Genomic DNA, 15,962 nt, shown 5'->3' with positions numbered 1-15,962 from the left:
TCTAGCAATAACTATTTCGTAATAGATTGTTTCAAGCATCCCTGCCAAAACATCGATGTAACAACAGTCGCCGAAATAACCAACAAAAAAACAACAAACCCCGTTGTTGTTTTTTAAATGCACCTTAGGAATTGTCCTACATGCTTTTTGGTCGCATCTCGAAACATGGCCGATTAATATTTTTCCATCTTGGCAAACAGGCATGTCGCGGTGAGATTCCGATAATAAGTGCATTGCATACCAGCCAAGACCACGAGAACGCATATTCAATCACCAGAATATAAAAACAACCGAGGATTTATAATGAAAAAGACTCTGATCGCCATCGTTCTAGCTGGCTTTGCGTCAACTGCTGCCCATGCTGCAGTTGAAGCACCTCCTTCCATTGCAACCTGGAAAGCCACAGCCAAGAAAGATACCAGTAGCGACCTGGTCGTCACTCCGCTGGGCAGCCTCGCATTCCAATATGCCGAAGGCATCAAGGGCTTTAACACCGTCGATGGCCTGTTCGACGTTAGCGTTCAGGGTAATGCCGGCGAGGTGGGCGCTGAGCTGACCGAATTTACCCTCAAGGCCAAGAAGTTGAGCGGTACCCTGAACCACCTGAGCGGCGGTTCAACTGTCGATGTGGGTGTGTTCTGGATGGGCCAGCCGGTCGCTTCCACAGGCTACACCACCCTGATTGACACCGCAGCCGGCATCAATGGTGGCAACCTGGCACCAGTTGCACAGGGCGCCAATACCGCTGGTGAGCGCACCAGTGCTCAGGCCGCCTTCAGCTTCAATATCGACAGCGCCACCGTCAATGGGACAAACGCTCCATTCACCACCCTGCCTGACGGTATCTGGTCTGGTGAGGTCAGCGTTGAGTTTGTCGCCAGCTGGGCCTAAACACGCCACCCGACTCCAACTGGGGGGCCAATCTGGTCCCCCTTTTTTAATTACGGAACACCATCATGCGATTCACGATCTTTCTGCTGGCAGGCCTGTTTTATCTGCCGGTGGTCAATGCGATCAACGTAGGGTCGGTCACGACCTTTATCGATAGCAATGAAACCGAAGTGGCCAAAGAGATTGAAAACAACAGTGACCAGGCTCGACTGGTAACGGTGAATATCTCGCGTATCTCATCCCCTGAAGAAGGAGGGGTAGACATTCCGATGGAGGTAGAGGGTGAATTGCTGCTCTCACCGGCACGCATGATGTTGCCCGCCAAGGGGAAGAACAACGTGCGTTTCTTCTATAAAGGTCCCGCTGATGACCAGGAGCGTTACTACCGCATCACCTGGCGCGATACGGCGCTCTCCATGGATGAGCAGCGCAACGAGAGTCGTCAGGCGATGGCCACTACCTCTGCCCAGATCGGCACCATTCTGGTGGTGACCCCACGCAAGGTACGCTTTGACTATCTCTTGAGCCATGGCGAGCTCACCAATCGGGGCAATGCCTCTTATCGGGTGGTGGCCTATGGTGTTTGCCGCGACCAACCGGGCAAGCAGTGCAAAGAGACCTATTACGACTTGCCGGGCAAACAGCGCGTCTTCAAACGGGTTGATACCAATCACGAGAAGAGTCACGTCGGTCTCTGGCTCGGCAAAGACTTTGCCACCGTCAAGTAACCTTGCAGCGACCAGCTCAAGCAGCAGACTAATCACTACTTTGGATAAATGATGCGCCCCTGGATTCAACAATATGCCGTCAGTGTTGCCGCTCTATTGCTTGCCACCAGCGCAGCCGCAGAATCGATCGCACCGTTGCGCCTTGCCAATGTCATCATTCCAGCCAGTTTTGCCAGTGCACTGCGCGATGGTTTGTCAGTCCCTGTGCTGCTGCACTATCGGGATGAACTGAGCGGGAAAGAAACCCTCACCTCAGATCCGATTGGCAGTGCCACTCTGGTGCTCAGAGAACAGCAGTTGCAACTGCTGAATATCGACTTCGGCGCCAGCCAGCAACAGACGCAGCTCAACGAGGCGCTGGTCTCGACCCTCTCTGCCGATAGCGAACAACGCACCTTTGATGAGCAAGGTCATCTGGAGGTCAATTCCGATGCCAGCATGAAGCTGGATTTGCTCACCATGCAGTTGAATATAGAGGTTTCTCGCGATGCCTTTGGGATGGCCGCTACCCAAGATTCAAGCACCAGCCTGACACCCAGTGTAGAGGCGCTGACCAGCGTGCATCGTTACAACTTGGGCTACTCCTTCAACAACACGGATTACGGCTATCTCGACTCCAACTTTGTCCAGCTTGGCAGTACCTTCGGCTACGGGGCGCATCACATGACGCTGGATGGTTCTCTCTTCAACCTGGGCGAGCCACAGCAAAGCGGCACACTTTACAGTGCCATGTACGAGCGGGATCTGGATGATCGTCGTCTGGCCGCTGGCATGGTATCGACCTGGGATTTGCAAACATTGGGCATGGTCACAGCCCTGAACAGCAGACGTATCTATGGTGCTTCTTATGGCAACCAGGCCCAGTCTCGCCAGCAGAACGCCAACCAATCCACGACCCCGGTGCAGGTCTTTATGCCCGCCAACGGCGAAGCGCGCATCTATCGGGATGGCCGTCTGATTGGGCTGCAGAACCTCAATATCGGCAACCAGAGTATTGATACCACTTCCTTCCCTGGTGGTGTCTATAACGTCACCGTTGAAGTCTATGTTGATGGACGTTTGACCGACACCAGCACCCAGCGCGTCACCAAATTGGGAGGGGGCAACCAGTTCGTCGGCCGTTGGGGCTGGCAGTGGTGGGGGGGCTGGATGGAATCAACCTCAGATGAGCAGGGTGACTCTCCCTTGTTGGGCGTATCTTTCTCTCGCACCCTGGATGCCCTCACCTATTCCGGTACCAGCTATGCCTTCAACCAGGCCGTTGTTGCTGAAAGCGGGATACAGTGGCAGGCCCATGAACGCATCAACCTGGGCGCCCAGGCCATGGCCTCTTCTGATAGCGCCTGGCGAGCAGGTAGCAACATCAGCGTACAACCGATCGACAATGTGTCACTCTGGGCTTCACAAGAGAAGCTGAGCAGCGGCTCACGCCTTAACCTCAGCGAAAGCCACCTCTACTCATCAGGACTCAGTTTGAGCCTTGGCGGCTGGCTGAATGGCCTGGGCCAACTCTCGTTCAGCACTACCCATGACAAAGAGATAGGCAGCACACGCAACTATCTAGACTACTACCAGCACCTCTATTCCGGTCGCTATGGCAACCTGTCGATGCGCGCCAGCGTGCAGAGCGGCAATGATGACCGCATCGGTAGCAACAGCAACAAGAGCATCACGCTCGATTACAGCTTGCCGCTGGGCCAGCTGTTCAGCATGGGCATGAGCAGCAACGAACAGGGCCAGAGCATTGCCAACCTCAACTACCAGCAGCGGTTGGAGGGGGTTGTCAACCTGGCTTCTCTCAACGTCCAAAAGGTCTTGAACGGTGATGAACGAGGTTCACCCGCCCTCTCGGGTACCTTGGGCTTCGAGCATCAAGTCATTAGCGGCACCTCCAGTCTGTCGCGCAGCAGTCAGGGTGATCTTAACGGCAACCTGATCGCACGGGGCTCGATCGCCACTGCGGGTGAACACCTGGCAGCATCAGGCAGGAACGAGGCCAACGCTGGCGTGCTTATCGATACCGGGTTATCTGGTGGTGGACAAATGCTGGCCAAGGTCAATGGCCAGGACTATCCCCTGCAAGGTGAGAAAACCTTCCTGGCCCTGCAACCCTATCAGGAATATGAAATCGAGCTGCTCAACAGCAAAACCAGCATGGACAGCTATGAAATAAACACCGGTAAACAACGTTACACCCTGTTTCCCGGCAACGTGGCCACCCTGGATGCACGCAACAATATCAAAGAGATGGTCACAGTGTTTGGCATCATCAAGGCAGAGGATGGCAGCCTGCTGACCAATGCCAGGTTGGATAATCACATCGGCAGCACGGTCACCAATGAAGCAGGGGAGTTCTCTCTGGATGTGGATAAAGCCAACCCCATGTTGATGTTCCGCCGCGGCAGTGATTTTTGTGAAGCGGAGTTGGATCTTGAAGAGCAGACTGGCGCCGCCTGGATAGGGGTCATTACCTGCAAGGGGCTGCCGACATATGCGATGGTGACAAGGAATTAACCGTGAAGGCCTCTCTTTGCTCGACGCAATGGTTGTACGCTGCGCTGACTGCACCGGATATTGGGTCATTGTGATTAAGCACGACGCCATCATTTTCTGTTAATTGAAAACGAAACCGAGGACAGCTGGCTTGTGAGACCGATAAAGGTGGTACAAGCAGCACCTTATCAAGGAAGGATGTATCACTCCGGGCAATGTTGATGACAATCAAAGCTCCGGTCACTCATCGAATGTTCGACAGATGGTGAATAGCAAAATGCCCCAGGCCATGATGAAAGTCACCAGAACTTATTATTGGAAGAGATAGATATGTATCGTACTTTCTTGTGTTTGATCTCGCTGGTTTGGGGGCTTCCCGTCACAGCCATTGATATAGGTGCCATGACAGCAATCATGGAACCATCAAGTGATTTGATAGCGCGGACCATTATTAATAATGACCGTTTACCCAAGGTGTATGAAGTCAAAGCACAGAAGATAAGCGACCCCACAGCCAAAGGCTACCCATTGGCCATGTTGCCCGGTGAGCTGCTGTACACCCCCAAACGCTTTGTACTGCACGAAGGGCAGAGGCAAAATGTCAAAATCTATTACAAGGGAACCAAGGATGATCAGGAGCGCTACTATCGCGTCTTTTTTGTCGAATCACCCGCAGCCCAGCTTGAAAAAAAACCACCCGTCGATCGCAAAGGTACACTGGAGCTGAACATTGAGGTGCAATCCATTCTGGTGGTGCGACCCCGTCAGGAGAAATTCAATTACGAGCTCGATGAAAGCGAAGGGACGATTCGCAACACAGGCAACACCTTCTTTGAGTTTATTGTCAAAAAAGGCTGTAATGAACCAGACAGCACGGCAGATACCAAATATCTGCTACCGGGGGAGACTTGGTATAACACCAAGATTGCACAATCCGGCAATCAGAAGCTGATCGTGTATGACCGCCGTTTTATGACCATAGGTCAAGCATGCTCACCAGCTTAACGCATAAGCGCATCCGCTTCTCTTCGTGATGATGCATCCCTAAACGTCGCGGACTGAAAACAGTATTCAAGACACGACTGGGTTGACATATTTTGAACATATCAGGATAACTCATGACACATTTTTCCAAAATATTGCTGCTACTGCTGGGTAGTTACCAGGTGATGGCCAACACCCCGGTCCGCTATATCGACAGAGAATCGAATTTGGTCGTTATAAGTGTAGAGGGGCACCCCGATTTGCTCGTTCGTACGCCTGATACCACCTATGTTAATATTTATAATCTGGACAAGACCAATGGAGGGTTGAGTTTCAGTAAAAATGATAATTTTTTACCACAAGCCTTACTTGATGGTTACAAACTGGATGTATGGGAGGATGGCCCCATTTCCTTCCCGTATGCGAGTTTGCTGTGTGACAATAATGGCTATTATAAGCAGGGGTGCAGCGGTTTCAGTACACGAGCGAGGCCTGCTCAGATAGACGCCAAAGGCTTTTATGGCCTCAGTGACCGTATCAGCCGTGTCGGTGGTTTGAGCAGCAGATTATCGCAAAGTGCACTCTGGTATCTGCGCGATATGCCGGTAGGCACATCGATAGTGCGTGACCTCCACTATTGCATCTACCAAGATACAAACAATTCCAACCGTTGCACCGCCCAACCCGGCTCAGTCGACTGGCGCGTGCGTAAATTAACCACCAATAAGGTCGGGCACATCAAGTTTGTCAGCAAAGATATCAATGAAGAGATTGTGATAGATAGCAATGGCAACCCTACTCCTGCCCCCGGTGGGAGCGGCGCCTGTATTGCTGACAGGGTGGGCAATAGCAATGGGCTCACATGCACCATTGCCTCATACAACCTAAGCTGGGTAGGAGTTCCGAATTCACCCTTAGAGCAGTATTTTTTTTCTGGGGTTCTCAAAGAACGCCTATATAGTAGCGATGAATTAATAGCCTTCAAATTTGGCCAACAAATCTGGTCGATTCTTTATCCTGGGAGCGAAACTATAGTTAACTCATTAAGGATTAACAACCAACGCGGGACAGAACAGATTAAAGTATTTTTCAATAATGCACTTCTCAAGAGAATGTACAAGCAAAATAAAGTACATTTTGATGACATCGCGGAACTGTATGCCACATATCAAACCGGTTACCTGTATGGTCTATCCATACCTTTTAGGGGAGGGTTTGAGTTTATACCGCGAGCACAGACAGTGAGCATCAAGTCGGCCGATGGTAACCCATCGCCTTATCAGACCGGTGAGGTGGGCAAGGACAATCTGGTGTTTAACTACGAGCTGTCGGAAACCGGTTATACCAATGCGGCCCGACTGGAGGTCAAAGTCACGCAAGATGTCGGTATTCCCCATCAGGGTCGGTGTACCTTCTACCCGGACGGACAAATCGAATCCTCCCGGGCAGTGCCTGTGCCTACCAGCATCATCTTCAGCTCTGTTGGTAACCAGCCGGTATCCACGCCCATAGAGTGTAATGGCCCTCCCATAGACCTGAGGTCCAGAAAGATTATTGAATCACGACCAGCGCAAGAATGGGATGAGGGTGGTATAGGTTATACCCGCTTCTATGACCTGGGCCTGCAATTTTCACTCACTGACAATATGACCAGAAAGACGGTGAGCGGTGATGACTGGGAAGGGCTCGTTCATCAGAGTGGAAAAGTCATTCTTACCGGTCTCTGGAATTGATGCTACCAATATATTAACCAAATTAATGCCTGGCTTTGCCAGGCTGAGATAACACAACAATTAATGAAAATGCCATGATGAATACTATTGCCTCGCGGTGCAGTATTCAATAAAAACAATACCACATCTGCAAACATGGCCTGTCGACTGAAATAAAACATGTCAAAGCATGACTACTTTGAAATATTTAAAACACCCTCGAGAAATTTATGAAAAACCTTGTAAAAATATTCACGCTACTGCTAAGTAGTTCCCAAGTGATGGCCAACACCCCGGTCCGTTATATCGAACGAGCGTCAGACATTGTAATCCTTAGCGTAGAGAACCATCCCGATTTCTTGGCTTATACCCCTGATATAACTTATGTTAACATCACTAATCTGGGCGGTACATCTGATGGTGTATTGGCCTTTAACAATGATGTTCCTTTTCTGCCATCAAGATTACTGGATGGCTACAAACTAGATGTATGGGAGGATGGCCCCATTCCCTTCCCGTATGTGGGTTTGCTGTGTGACAGTAATGGCTCTAATAAGCAGGGATGCATCGGCAAGAATACACGTGTGAGGCCCGCTCAGATAGACTCCAAAGGCTTCTATGGCTTCAGCGACCCTAGCAGTCGTACCGTTGGCTTGCTCAGCAAATTATCGCAAAGTGCATTCTGGTATCTGCGGGATATGCCAGTAGGCACATCGGTAGTGCGTGACCTCAACTATTGCATCTACCAAGATAAGAACAACTCCAATCGTTGCACCGCCCAAACCGGGCCAGTCGACTGGCGCGTGCGTAAATTAACCACCAATAAAGTCGGACACATCAAGCTTGTCAGCAAAGATATCAATGAAGAGATCGTGATAGATAGCAATGGCAATCCGCTCCCAGCCCCCGGTGGAAGCGGCTCCTGTGTTGCCGATACGGTTATTTACGCCAAGGGGATCTCGTGTACCGTTGCCTCATATCAGCTAGATTGGAACGGCACTAGCAGTTCGCCCTTAGCTCCTTTTTTCTTTTCTGCTCGCAAGATCACTCTTTATGATAAAGTGGCTTTTAAGTTTGCCAATGAGGACTGGGTTGGCTTGCAAGGTAGCAACTATTCAAGCTCTCAAAGAGTAAGGCAGCAGCGTGGCACATCACAGATAAAAATGTTTTTAAGTTCAAATTTAATAAAAAACATGGCAAATGACAAAAAATTAAATATAGATAACATAGCCCAACTTATCACTTCATATACTAACTCGCCTTTGGAAGGTTTACGCATACCATTTAAGGGCGGTTTTGAGTTTATACCGCGAGCACAGACAGTGAGCATCAAGTCGGCCGATGGTAACCCATCGCCTTATCAGACCGGTGAGGTGGGCAAGGACAATCTGGTGTTTAACTACGAGCTGTCGGAAACCGGTTATACCAATGCGGCCCGACTGGAGGTCAAAGTCACGCAAGATGTCGGTATTCCCCATCAGGGTCGGTGTACCTTCTACCCGGACGGACAAATCGAATCCTCCCGGGCAGTGCCTGTGCCTACCAGCATCATCTTCAGCTCTGCTGGTAACCAGCCGGTATCCACGCCCATAGAGTGTAATGGTCCTCCCATAGACCTGAGGTCCAGAAAGATTATTGAATCACGACCAGCACAAGAATGGGATGAGGGGGGTATAGGTTATACCCGCTTCTATGACCTGGGCCTGCAATTTTCACTCACTGACAATATGACCAGAAAAACAGTGAGCGGTGATGACTGGGAAGGGCTCGTTCATCAGAGTGGAAAAATCATTCTTACCGGTCTCTGGAATTGATGCTGCCAATATATTAACCAAATTAATACCTGGCTTTGCCAGGCTGAGATAACACAACAATTAAGGCAGATGCCATGATGAAATCATGGCATCTGCCTTAGTATAACATTACTACACATTCTTGTTCTGTATATTTATAAAACCACAGTTATAAATATCTCAAAACTGCGCACCACTCTAAATAAAAGGCAACTATACTATGCTTTTTATGCGTTTAAAAACTCATTTAAAAGTCATCAACATGACAACAACTTAATTGAATAGGCGAGAGTGGTAACATCGGCATAAAAACGCCCAATAGGGAGGGTAGCCTATGCAATAGGCTGAGACTGATTCAGTATAAAATGACGAAAACAATCGCAATATGGCTTTCAATTCATTATAGATTTTATTGTTTTTGCAACAGTAGTCCTTCCTTAAATAGCTGGCGGGCATGTTCAGCATCGATATGTTCAAACAATGCTGGATCAGGACAATGAAGAACCTGAGTACGTAACCGATGAATATCTTGCCCCGCAAAGGCGGGTTTATTTGTAAGAAATAATGCGTAAACATTTTGATAGACAGACGCACTATTTTTCTTTGCCAATTCAGATGCTGTATGCCACAAAGTATTACCCGCAGTATCGATCAGGCATTTCCCACCTTTGGAAAAAACCCGAACCGGCAATTTCAATGGCAACTCAGGGAGACGCTTGCACGACTGTGCCGGCACCTGACCCTTGATTAGTGGCCGTCCTGGCGATGACCAATAGATAGTTTGTTGCGAACTTAATAACTGACAGGATACTGGAATACGCAGGGTAAACAAATCTTCGATTATACCGCCTTGTAATGGCACCAATTTATCATCACCCCGTAAAAATAGCTCTCCCTGGACGCTGGGTGTGATTAGCATCATGCGCAAGAATCCATCCCGATAGCTTTGGAACTGAAATGACTCTGCAGCCCATGACCATTGGAAAATACATAACAACCCTATCACCCGAGCAATCATCTAATACCCCTTTTTCATAAGGGGCATATTTCATTGCACTCAGTTGAACAATAAAAGAACTCGCCACACAAAAAGGAAAGTTCTTACATGAATAGGTATGGCAAGATCTCTGCACAGATTTTTCTTCCTATCAACAGAACTGACCAGCCACCCAGCCGGAGGACCAGGCCCACTGGAAGTTGTAGCCGCCGAGCCAGCCGGTCACATCCACCACTTCACCGATGAAGTAGAGGCCGGGCACCTTGCGCGCTTCCATGGTCTTGGAGGAGAGCTCGTTGGTATCGATGCCGCCCAGGGTCACTTCAGCGGTGCGATACCCCTCGGTGCCGTTGGGCAGGATCTGCCAGTCACCCAGCAGGTTGGCGATCGCCTCAAGTTCCCGCTCGTTGTACTGGCGCATCGGCTTGCTGACCAGCTGGCCCAGCTCCACCAGCTTGTCGACGAAACGCTTGGGCAGCTCGCGCCCCAGCACGGTTTTCAGCTCCTGCGCCGGGTGTGCCTGCGCCCATTCGCGCAGGGCGGCTGGAATATCCAGCTCCGGCAGCAGGTTGATGTGGATCTTCTCACCCGCATGCCAGTAGGAGGAGATCTGCAGGATGACGGGGCCGGAGAGGCCGCGATGGGTGAACAGCATCGCCTCCTTGAAGCGAGTGCCATCCTCGGCGGTCACCGCCACCGGCAGGCTGATGCCCGCCAGATCGGCAAAGGCCTCTTTCTCGGCCTGATGGAGGGTGAATGGCACCAGACCTGCGCGGGTCGGCAGCACCTTGAGACCGAACTGCTCCGCCAGCTTGAAGCCATACGGAGTCGCGCCCAGCTTGGGCATGGAGAGACCGCCGGTCGCCACCACCAGCGAGTGGCAGCCGATCTCACCCTTGCTGGTGGTCAGCAGAAAGCCCTCATCCTGCTTGCTGACGAAGAGGATCTCGGTCTGGAACTGCAGGGTCACCCCGGCCCAGTCACACTCGGTGAGCAGCACATCGACGATATCCTTGGCGCTCTCGAGGCAGAACAGCTGCCCCAAGGTGCGCTCGTGATAGTTGATCCCGTGGCGATCCACCAGATCGATGAAATCCTGCTGGGTATAGCGAGCCAGCGCCGACTTGCTGAAGTGGGGATTCTCCGACAGGTAGGCGTGAGCACCAGCCTGATGGTTGGTGAAGTTGCAGCGACCACCGCCACTGATGAGGATCTTGCGGCCCGGCTTCTTGGCGTTGTCGAGCACCAGCACGGAGCGGCCACGGTAGCCCGCCTGCGCCGCACACATCAATCCGGCCGCACCGGCCCCGATCACCACCACATCGACCTGCTTCATCATCACTCACTTATCAAAATAGAAACGGCACCTGGCCAGAACCGTGATTGCCTCTGGCTGACATCACAACGGTGATTGCCCACCAGAATAAACAACGGCCCTTAAAAGGGCCGTTATTGTACTGGCTGAACACTAAGTGTCCACGACTATCAGGCGTTGCTGTCCATGATGCTGGCAGGGGCGCCCTTGGCCAGTTCGGCCAGCTCCTTATCGATGAAGTAGAGGCCTTTGCCATCTTCACCCACCAGACCCAGACGGTCGACGATGCTCTTGAACAGCTTCTCCTCTTCATGCTGCTCGGCCACATACCACTGCAGGAAATTGAAGGTGGAGTAGTCCTGGGTAGTGAAGGCTACGTGGGCCAGACCATTGATGCACTTGGTGATGTGGTACTCGTGCTCCAGAGTGGTACGGAACACGTCGCCCAGCGACTTGAACTCGTGGGGAGGGGCATCGATGGCACCCAGCTTGGGCATGGCGCCGGTCTCGCTCACATAGGTGAACAGACGCTCCATGTGCTGGCGCTCCTCGACCGCGTGCTGGCGCAGGAAGGTCGCCGCCCCTTCAAAGCCCTTGTCTTCGCACCAGGCGCTCATCTGCAGATAGAGATTGGAGGAGTAGAACTCCAGGTTAATCTGCTCGTTCAACTTCTCGATCATGGCTTGGGCCAGCATCTTGTTTCTCCTCAGTGATTTGGTATCGATTGTCGCCACACTCCCGTCACGAATCAACCCGCCAACGAGAGGGAGATCCCGTTTCTTTCAGCTCAGGGGGTCAGCTCGCCAAGGGAGGCGACATCCACCGGCGCAGCATAATCGACACCCGGCAGCTCGAAGCCGTTGAGTTGCATGAAATCCTGCCGCAGCCCGGCAAAATCCCCCAGCGCGTGGAAGTTGTCCGGCATCACCTTGGGCCAGAGCGCCGAAACGGCGGCCTGAATGGCCGGGTCGAGCTCGTGGTCATCCATCCGGATCAGCCGGTTACCATCGGCCACCACCCCATTGGGCCCGTACATCTTGGCGGCAAACAGTCGCTGCATCTGCTCGATGCAGCCTTCGTGCACACCGCGCTCCTTCATCACCCCCATCAGCAGGCCCAGATAAACCGGCAGCACCGGAATATAGGCGCTCGCCTTGGTCACCAGCGCCTTGCAGACCGATACCCAGGCGTGGCCGCCAATCTCGGCCAGTTGCAGGTTGATGGTCTCGGCGGTGGCGTGCAGATGCTCCTTGGCATAACCGATGGTGCCATCCCGATAGAGGGGATAGGTGGATTCGGGGCCGATGTAGGAGTAGGCCACGGTTTGCGCGCCGGGGGCGAGACAACCGGCCTGCTGCAACGCCTGCATCCAGAGCTGCCAATCCTCGCCCCCCATCACGGTGACGGTGTCGCGGATCTCCTCCGGGGTGGCTGGTGCCAGCGACTGCTGCACCAAGGTATCTCGCTCCAGATCCAGCCCCCAGCCGCTGAACGGCTGGCCGGTGGTCTTGAGCACGGAGCGCACCTGCGTGCCATCTGGCAGCACCCGGATGCCGCTCGCGAGCGAATAGATCACCAGATCCACCTGCCCCAGCTGCTGGCGGATGGTGTCGATGGCCTGCTGACGCATGCCGTCGGAGAAGGCATCGCCAATCAGGTTGATGGCGATACGCCCCTCCTGCTCCGCCTCCTTGCGAAACCAGATGTTGTTGTACCAACCGGCGCTGCCGAGCCCTTTGTCGGAAGGGCCGCGTTCGAAGGAGATACCGATGGTGTCGGCACCGGCACCAAAGGCGAGTGCAATGCGCGACGCCAGTCCAAACCCGGAGGAGGCACCCAGCACCAGCACCCGCTTGGGGCCGTTGAACGGGCCAGCGGCCTTGATCCGTTCGATCTGCTGCTGCACGGCGGCGCGACAGCCGATAGGGTGACAGTTGCGGGCAACACAACCTTGAATCTGGGGATGAATGATCATGGGAAGGCCTCCAAAGAAATTGGCTACAGCATAACCAAATCGAAAGAGATTAACTTGATGCCGGATCGCTATCAGTCAGAAAAGCCGCGGGAATTGAGGCAGAAAAACAAAAGGGAGCACGTGGCTCCCCAAAGCGGTATTCAGATGCTTTTTGTTGTTTTGTGTTCATTGCGAAGCACGGGCCCATCCTATGCCTCTCCCCCCTGATCGGCAAGCCGAGGGGTGTGACCGGCATCAAACTATTGTTTAATTTATAGGCAAATAGTGGTTAATAACTGAGTGGCTGACCCTGTGTCACACGTCATTAAACTCATTTAAATCCCAAAACTGTGCCTGAGGCACCATTTTAGTTTCAGCAGAGATTGGTATAGTGGGCTGAAGGATCGGTAAGGAGAACCCCCATGAGTGGAACAACCTATTACAAGCATATTCTGGCTGCGATCGACCTCTCTGAAGACAACCGCAAGGTGATCGACAAGGCGGTGGACAGAGCCCGCTCCAACGGCGCCAAGCTGTCGGTTATCCATGTCGATGTGGACCTCAAGGATCTCTACACCGAGATGATCGATATCGACATCGACAACGTGCAGGATCAGGTGATCGCCGAAGCGAAAGAGAAGCTGGAGGCATTTCTGGCCTCGGTGGACTACCCCATCGAGAAGAAGCTGGTGATCTGCGGCGATCTGAGCGAGCGGGTCAATCAGGCGGTCAAGGAGTACGAGATCGACCTGCTGGTGTGCGGCCATCGCCAGAGCTTCTGGAGCCTGCTCACCTCCAGCGCCCGTCAGCTGATGAATACGGTGCCCTGCGATCTGCTGGTCGTCCCCTTGCAGAAGTAATGAAACCGGCGTAGTTTGATTTGCTATGAACATGACCGCATTCAATCACAACTACTGGTGGTGCTGCTCCTAAACAGGCGGCACCGCGTTTCTATTCAAGATTTCCCAAAGAAAACACCGTGACCGCCGAGAGGCGGTCAACTGTTTTTATCCCTTTGTCGCCTCCCGGCTCACCCAACTGGAGAGAGTGACATGCACAACCCCGTTATCCTGACTGGCGATCGTCCCACCGGCAAACTGCACATCGGCCACTATGTCGGCTCCCTGCGCCAGCGCGTCGAAGCACAGCACCACTACCGCCAGTTCGTGATGATCGCCGACTTGCAGGCGCTGACCGACAACGGCCACAACCCGGCCAAGGTGACAGACAACGTGCTGGAGGTGATGGCCGACTATCTGGCAGTCGGTCTCGACCCGGCCAAGACCACCTTCTGCCTGCAGAGCGCCCTGCCCGCCCTCGCCGAGCTCACCTGCTACTACCTCAATCTGGTCAGCGTCGCGCGGCTGGAGCGCAACCCCACCGTCAAGGCGGAGATCCAGCAAAAAGGGTTTGAACGCACGCTGCCGGCCGGTTTTCTGGTCTATCCGGTCAGTCAGGCCGCCGACATCACCGCCTTTCGCGCCAGCCATGTGCCGGTCGGGGAGGATCAGCTGCCGATGCTGGAGCAGACCAACGAGATCGTCCGCCGCTTCAACTCTCTGGTAGGCAAAGAGGTGCTGACCGAATGCCAGCCGATCCTGAGCGACACCGGCCGCCTGCCCGGCATCGACGGCAAGGCCAAGATGTCCAAGTCTCTCGGCAACACCATAGAGCTCGGCATGTCGGCGGAAGAGGTCAAACAGGCGGTGTTCGCCATGTATACCGACCCCAACCACCTCAAGGTGAGCGATCCGGGTCAGGTGGAGGGAAATACGGTGTTCGCCTATCTCGATGCTTTCCACCCCGACAAGGCGCTGGTCGCCGAAATGAAGGCGCACTACCGGCGCGGCGGACTGGGGGACATGCGCTGCAAACAGGTGCTGAATGACGGCCTGCAAACCCTGCTCGCCCCGATGCGAGAGCGCCGGGCCGCGGCCATTGCCGACAAGAAGATGCTGCTGGAGCTGCTCTATCAGGGCACCGAGCAGGCTCGCATCATCACCGATGAGGTATTGGCGGAGGTGAAAAGTGCCATGGGGCTCGACTACTTCGCCAGCATCCGCTGAGCGGGGGTCCCGAGTGCATCGTCGCCGTAGAGGTCGAACACCAACTGGTGCAACAGGCTCTTGAACCAGCCGATCGCCTCGTCATGGGCGGTCAGCGGGTGCCCCGCCATCAGGTAGACGATGGGGATGGCGGGGTCGAGCTGGTGCATCCGCAGCGGGTAGTAGCGGCAGAAGTGGCGCCCGATCATCTCGGGCACCACCACCAGATAGCGGCCGGTCGCCATCAACGGCGGCACCGCCATAAAGCTCGGCAACCTGACCCCCAGCTCCCGCTCCACCCCGAAACGGGCCAGCCAGAGCTCCACCATCGCCTGACTGTGACCCCAGCTGGAGGTGTGGATGTGGGGGCGGCTCACCAGCTCAACCGGCGTCAGTACATCGGGCAACTCGCTGCCGAGCGGCGACAGGCAGACCAGCGGGTTGTTGAACCACTCCTCCCGCCACAAACGGGGTGAGAGGTGATTCGCCCCGGCGAAACCGATCACCAGATCCAGCTCACCCTTTTCCAACTCCCGCTCGTAGTCGCTGTCCGCCAGCTCGCACACCTCAAGCCGACAGTGAGGGGCCTGCCGATGGAGCCTGTCCACCAGCACCGGCACCAGCCCGTGCTCTACCGAGCCCGGGGTGGCGATACGGAAAATCCGCCGCGCAGTGGCGGGATCAAACCCCTTGGCCTGCCGCAATCCCTGCTCCAGCATCGCCAGCGCCTGGCGCACCGGACCGGCCAGTGCCTTGGCTCGCTCGGTCGGCATCATCTCGCGCCGACTCATCACGAACAGCGGATCATCCAGCGCCACTCGCAGCCGCCCCAAGGCGTGACTGACGGTGGATTGGGAGAGATGCAGCCGTTCGGCGGCACGGGTGACATTGCGCTCCTGCATCAGCATATCGAATACGGCGAGCAGGTTGAGGTCGAGACGGGCGAGCGAGCTATCCATCGATATTAGCCATAGTTAAATGCCAACAATTCATTTTTACCATAGTAACAGATTGCCTAGAATGCGCTGGCTTAATACATCGGAGATTCAA

General features: G+C 53.8%; 13 protein-coding genes. 8 read left to right on the top strand and 5 right to left on the bottom strand.

What is annotated here, in order from left to right; genetic code table 11:
- Window positions 1–303: 303 nt before the first annotated feature.
- The 6 genes from ecpA (at window position 304) to G5380_RS15270 (ending at window position 8,622) form a co-directional block, all read left to right on the top strand.
- Complete coding sequence (gene ecpA / locus G5380_RS15295) at window positions 304–891, top strand: common pilus major fimbrillin subunit EcpA (RefSeq protein ID WP_421203624.1); 588 nt, start codon at window positions 304–306, stop codon at window positions 889–891.
- 65 nt (window positions 892–956) lie between these two features.
- Window positions 957–1,619: a hypothetical protein gene (locus tag G5380_RS15290; RefSeq protein WP_421203626.1), complete on the top strand. Its 663-nt coding sequence runs from the start codon at window positions 957–959 to the stop codon at window positions 1,617–1,619.
- 51 nt (window positions 1,620–1,670) lie between these two features.
- A complete protein-coding gene (locus G5380_RS15285; protein WP_421206747.1) occupies window positions 1,671–4,133 on the top strand; it encodes a TcfC E-set like domain-containing protein in 2,463 nt (820 codons plus the stop codon).
- A 309-nt stretch (window positions 4,134–4,442) separates the two neighbouring features.
- The gene (locus G5380_RS15280) at window positions 4,443–5,117 is read left to right on the top strand and encodes a fimbria/pilus periplasmic chaperone (RefSeq protein ID WP_421236177.1); all 675 of its coding nucleotides are present in this window, start codon (window positions 4,443–4,445) and stop codon (window positions 5,115–5,117) included.
- Between the two features lie 113 nt (window positions 5,118–5,230).
- Complete coding sequence (locus G5380_RS15275; protein ID WP_421236176.1) at window positions 5,231–6,829, top strand: hypothetical protein; 1,599 nt, start codon at window positions 5,231–5,233, stop codon at window positions 6,827–6,829.
- Window positions 6,830–7,038: 209 nt separating this feature from the next.
- The gene (locus G5380_RS15270) at window positions 7,039–8,622 is read left to right on the top strand and encodes a hypothetical protein (protein WP_421236175.1); all 1,584 of its coding nucleotides are present in this window, start codon (window positions 7,039–7,041) and stop codon (window positions 8,620–8,622) included.
- Window positions 8,623–9,010: 388 nt separating this feature from the next.
- Here G5380_RS15270 and G5380_RS15265 read toward each other — a convergent pair whose 3' ends face one another.
- From G5380_RS15265 to fabV, 4 genes are all read right to left on the bottom strand, one after another.
- Window positions 9,011–9,619: a hypothetical protein gene (locus G5380_RS15265; protein ID WP_421236174.1), complete on the bottom strand. Its 609-nt coding sequence runs from the start codon at window positions 9,617–9,619 to the stop codon at window positions 9,011–9,013.
- 130 nt (window positions 9,620–9,749) lie between these two features.
- Entirely contained in the window at window positions 9,750–10,934 is a 1,185-nt protein-coding gene (locus G5380_RS15260; RefSeq protein WP_421352871.1) for an NAD(P)/FAD-dependent oxidoreductase, read from the bottom strand.
- Between the two features lie 149 nt (window positions 10,935–11,083).
- Entirely contained in the window at window positions 11,084–11,608 is a 525-nt protein-coding gene (gene ftnA / locus G5380_RS15255; RefSeq protein WP_005339225.1) for a non-heme ferritin, read from the bottom strand.
- A 92-nt stretch (window positions 11,609–11,700) separates the two neighbouring features.
- On the bottom strand, window positions 11,701–12,888 hold the full coding sequence (gene fabV / locus G5380_RS15250) for an enoyl-ACP reductase FabV (RefSeq protein WP_421352870.1): 1,188 nt from the start codon (window positions 12,886–12,888) through the stop codon (window positions 11,701–11,703).
- A 401-nt stretch (window positions 12,889–13,289) separates the two neighbouring features.
- Between fabV and G5380_RS15245 the strand changes: the two genes are divergently transcribed.
- A complete protein-coding gene (locus G5380_RS15245) occupies window positions 13,290–13,727 on the top strand; it encodes a universal stress protein (protein ID WP_005339229.1) in 438 nt (145 codons plus the stop codon).
- A gap of 192 nt (window positions 13,728–13,919) precedes the next feature.
- Window positions 13,920–14,933 (top strand): tryptophan--tRNA ligase, encoded by a 1,014-nt coding sequence (trpS, locus tag G5380_RS15240; RefSeq protein WP_421258367.1) that lies wholly within the window; start codon window positions 13,920–13,922, stop codon window positions 14,931–14,933.
- On the opposite strand, the gene G5380_RS15235 is transcribed toward trpS, so the two are convergent.
- Window positions 14,912–15,871 carry a LysR family transcriptional regulator gene (locus tag G5380_RS15235; protein ID WP_058056572.1) on the bottom strand — a complete coding sequence of 320 codons (960 nt, stop codon included), beginning with the start codon at window positions 15,869–15,871 and terminating at the stop codon, window positions 14,912–14,914. The genes trpS and G5380_RS15235 overlap by 22 nt on opposite strands.
- Window positions 15,872–15,962: the final 91 nt, after the last annotated feature.

This window comes from Aeromonas sp. 604443 (assembly GCF_049170315.1).
Classification (GTDB): Bacteria; Pseudomonadota; Gammaproteobacteria; order Enterobacterales; family Aeromonadaceae; genus Aeromonas; species Aeromonas veronii_A.
The sequence above is the reverse complement of the archived record's forward strand: the minus strand, read 5'-3'. Positions and strand labels throughout refer to the sequence as shown.

Coding starts and splice junctions, on each gene's coding strand:
- G5380_RS15280 (WP_421236177.1), top strand. CDS start 4,443: ATGTATCGTACTTTCTTGTGTTTGATCTCGCTGGTTTGGGGGCTTCCC.
- ecpA (WP_421203624.1), top strand. CDS start 304: ATGAAAAAGACTCTGATCGCCATCGTTCTAGCTGGCTTTGCGTCAACT.
- G5380_RS15235 (WP_058056572.1), bottom strand. CDS start 15,871: ATGGATAGCTCGCTCGCCCGTCTCGACCTCAACCTGCTCGCCGTATTC.
- G5380_RS15245 (WP_005339229.1), top strand. CDS start 13,290: ATGAGTGGAACAACCTATTACAAGCATATTCTGGCTGCGATCGACCTC.
- G5380_RS15260 (WP_421352871.1), bottom strand. CDS start 10,934: ATGAAGCAGGTCGATGTGGTGGTGATCGGGGCCGGTGCGGCCGGATTG.
- G5380_RS15270 (WP_421236175.1), top strand. CDS start 7,039: ATGAAAAACCTTGTAAAAATATTCACGCTACTGCTAAGTAGTTCCCAA.
- G5380_RS15285 (WP_421206747.1), top strand. CDS start 1,671: ATGCGCCCCTGGATTCAACAATATGCCGTCAGTGTTGCCGCTCTATTG.
- ftnA (WP_005339225.1), bottom strand. CDS start 11,608: ATGCTGGCCCAAGCCATGATCGAGAAGTTGAACGAGCAGATTAACCTG.
- trpS (WP_421258367.1), top strand. CDS start 13,920: ATGCACAACCCCGTTATCCTGACTGGCGATCGTCCCACCGGCAAACTG.
- G5380_RS15290 (WP_421203626.1), top strand. CDS start 957: ATGCGATTCACGATCTTTCTGCTGGCAGGCCTGTTTTATCTGCCGGTG.
- G5380_RS15265 (WP_421236174.1), bottom strand. CDS start 9,619: ATGATTGCTCGGGTGATAGGGTTGTTATGTATTTTCCAATGGTCATGG.
- G5380_RS15275 (WP_421236176.1), top strand. CDS start 5,231: ATGACACATTTTTCCAAAATATTGCTGCTACTGCTGGGTAGTTACCAG.
- fabV (WP_421352870.1), bottom strand. CDS start 12,888: ATGATCATTCATCCCCAGATTCAAGGTTGTGTTGCCCGCAACTGTCAC.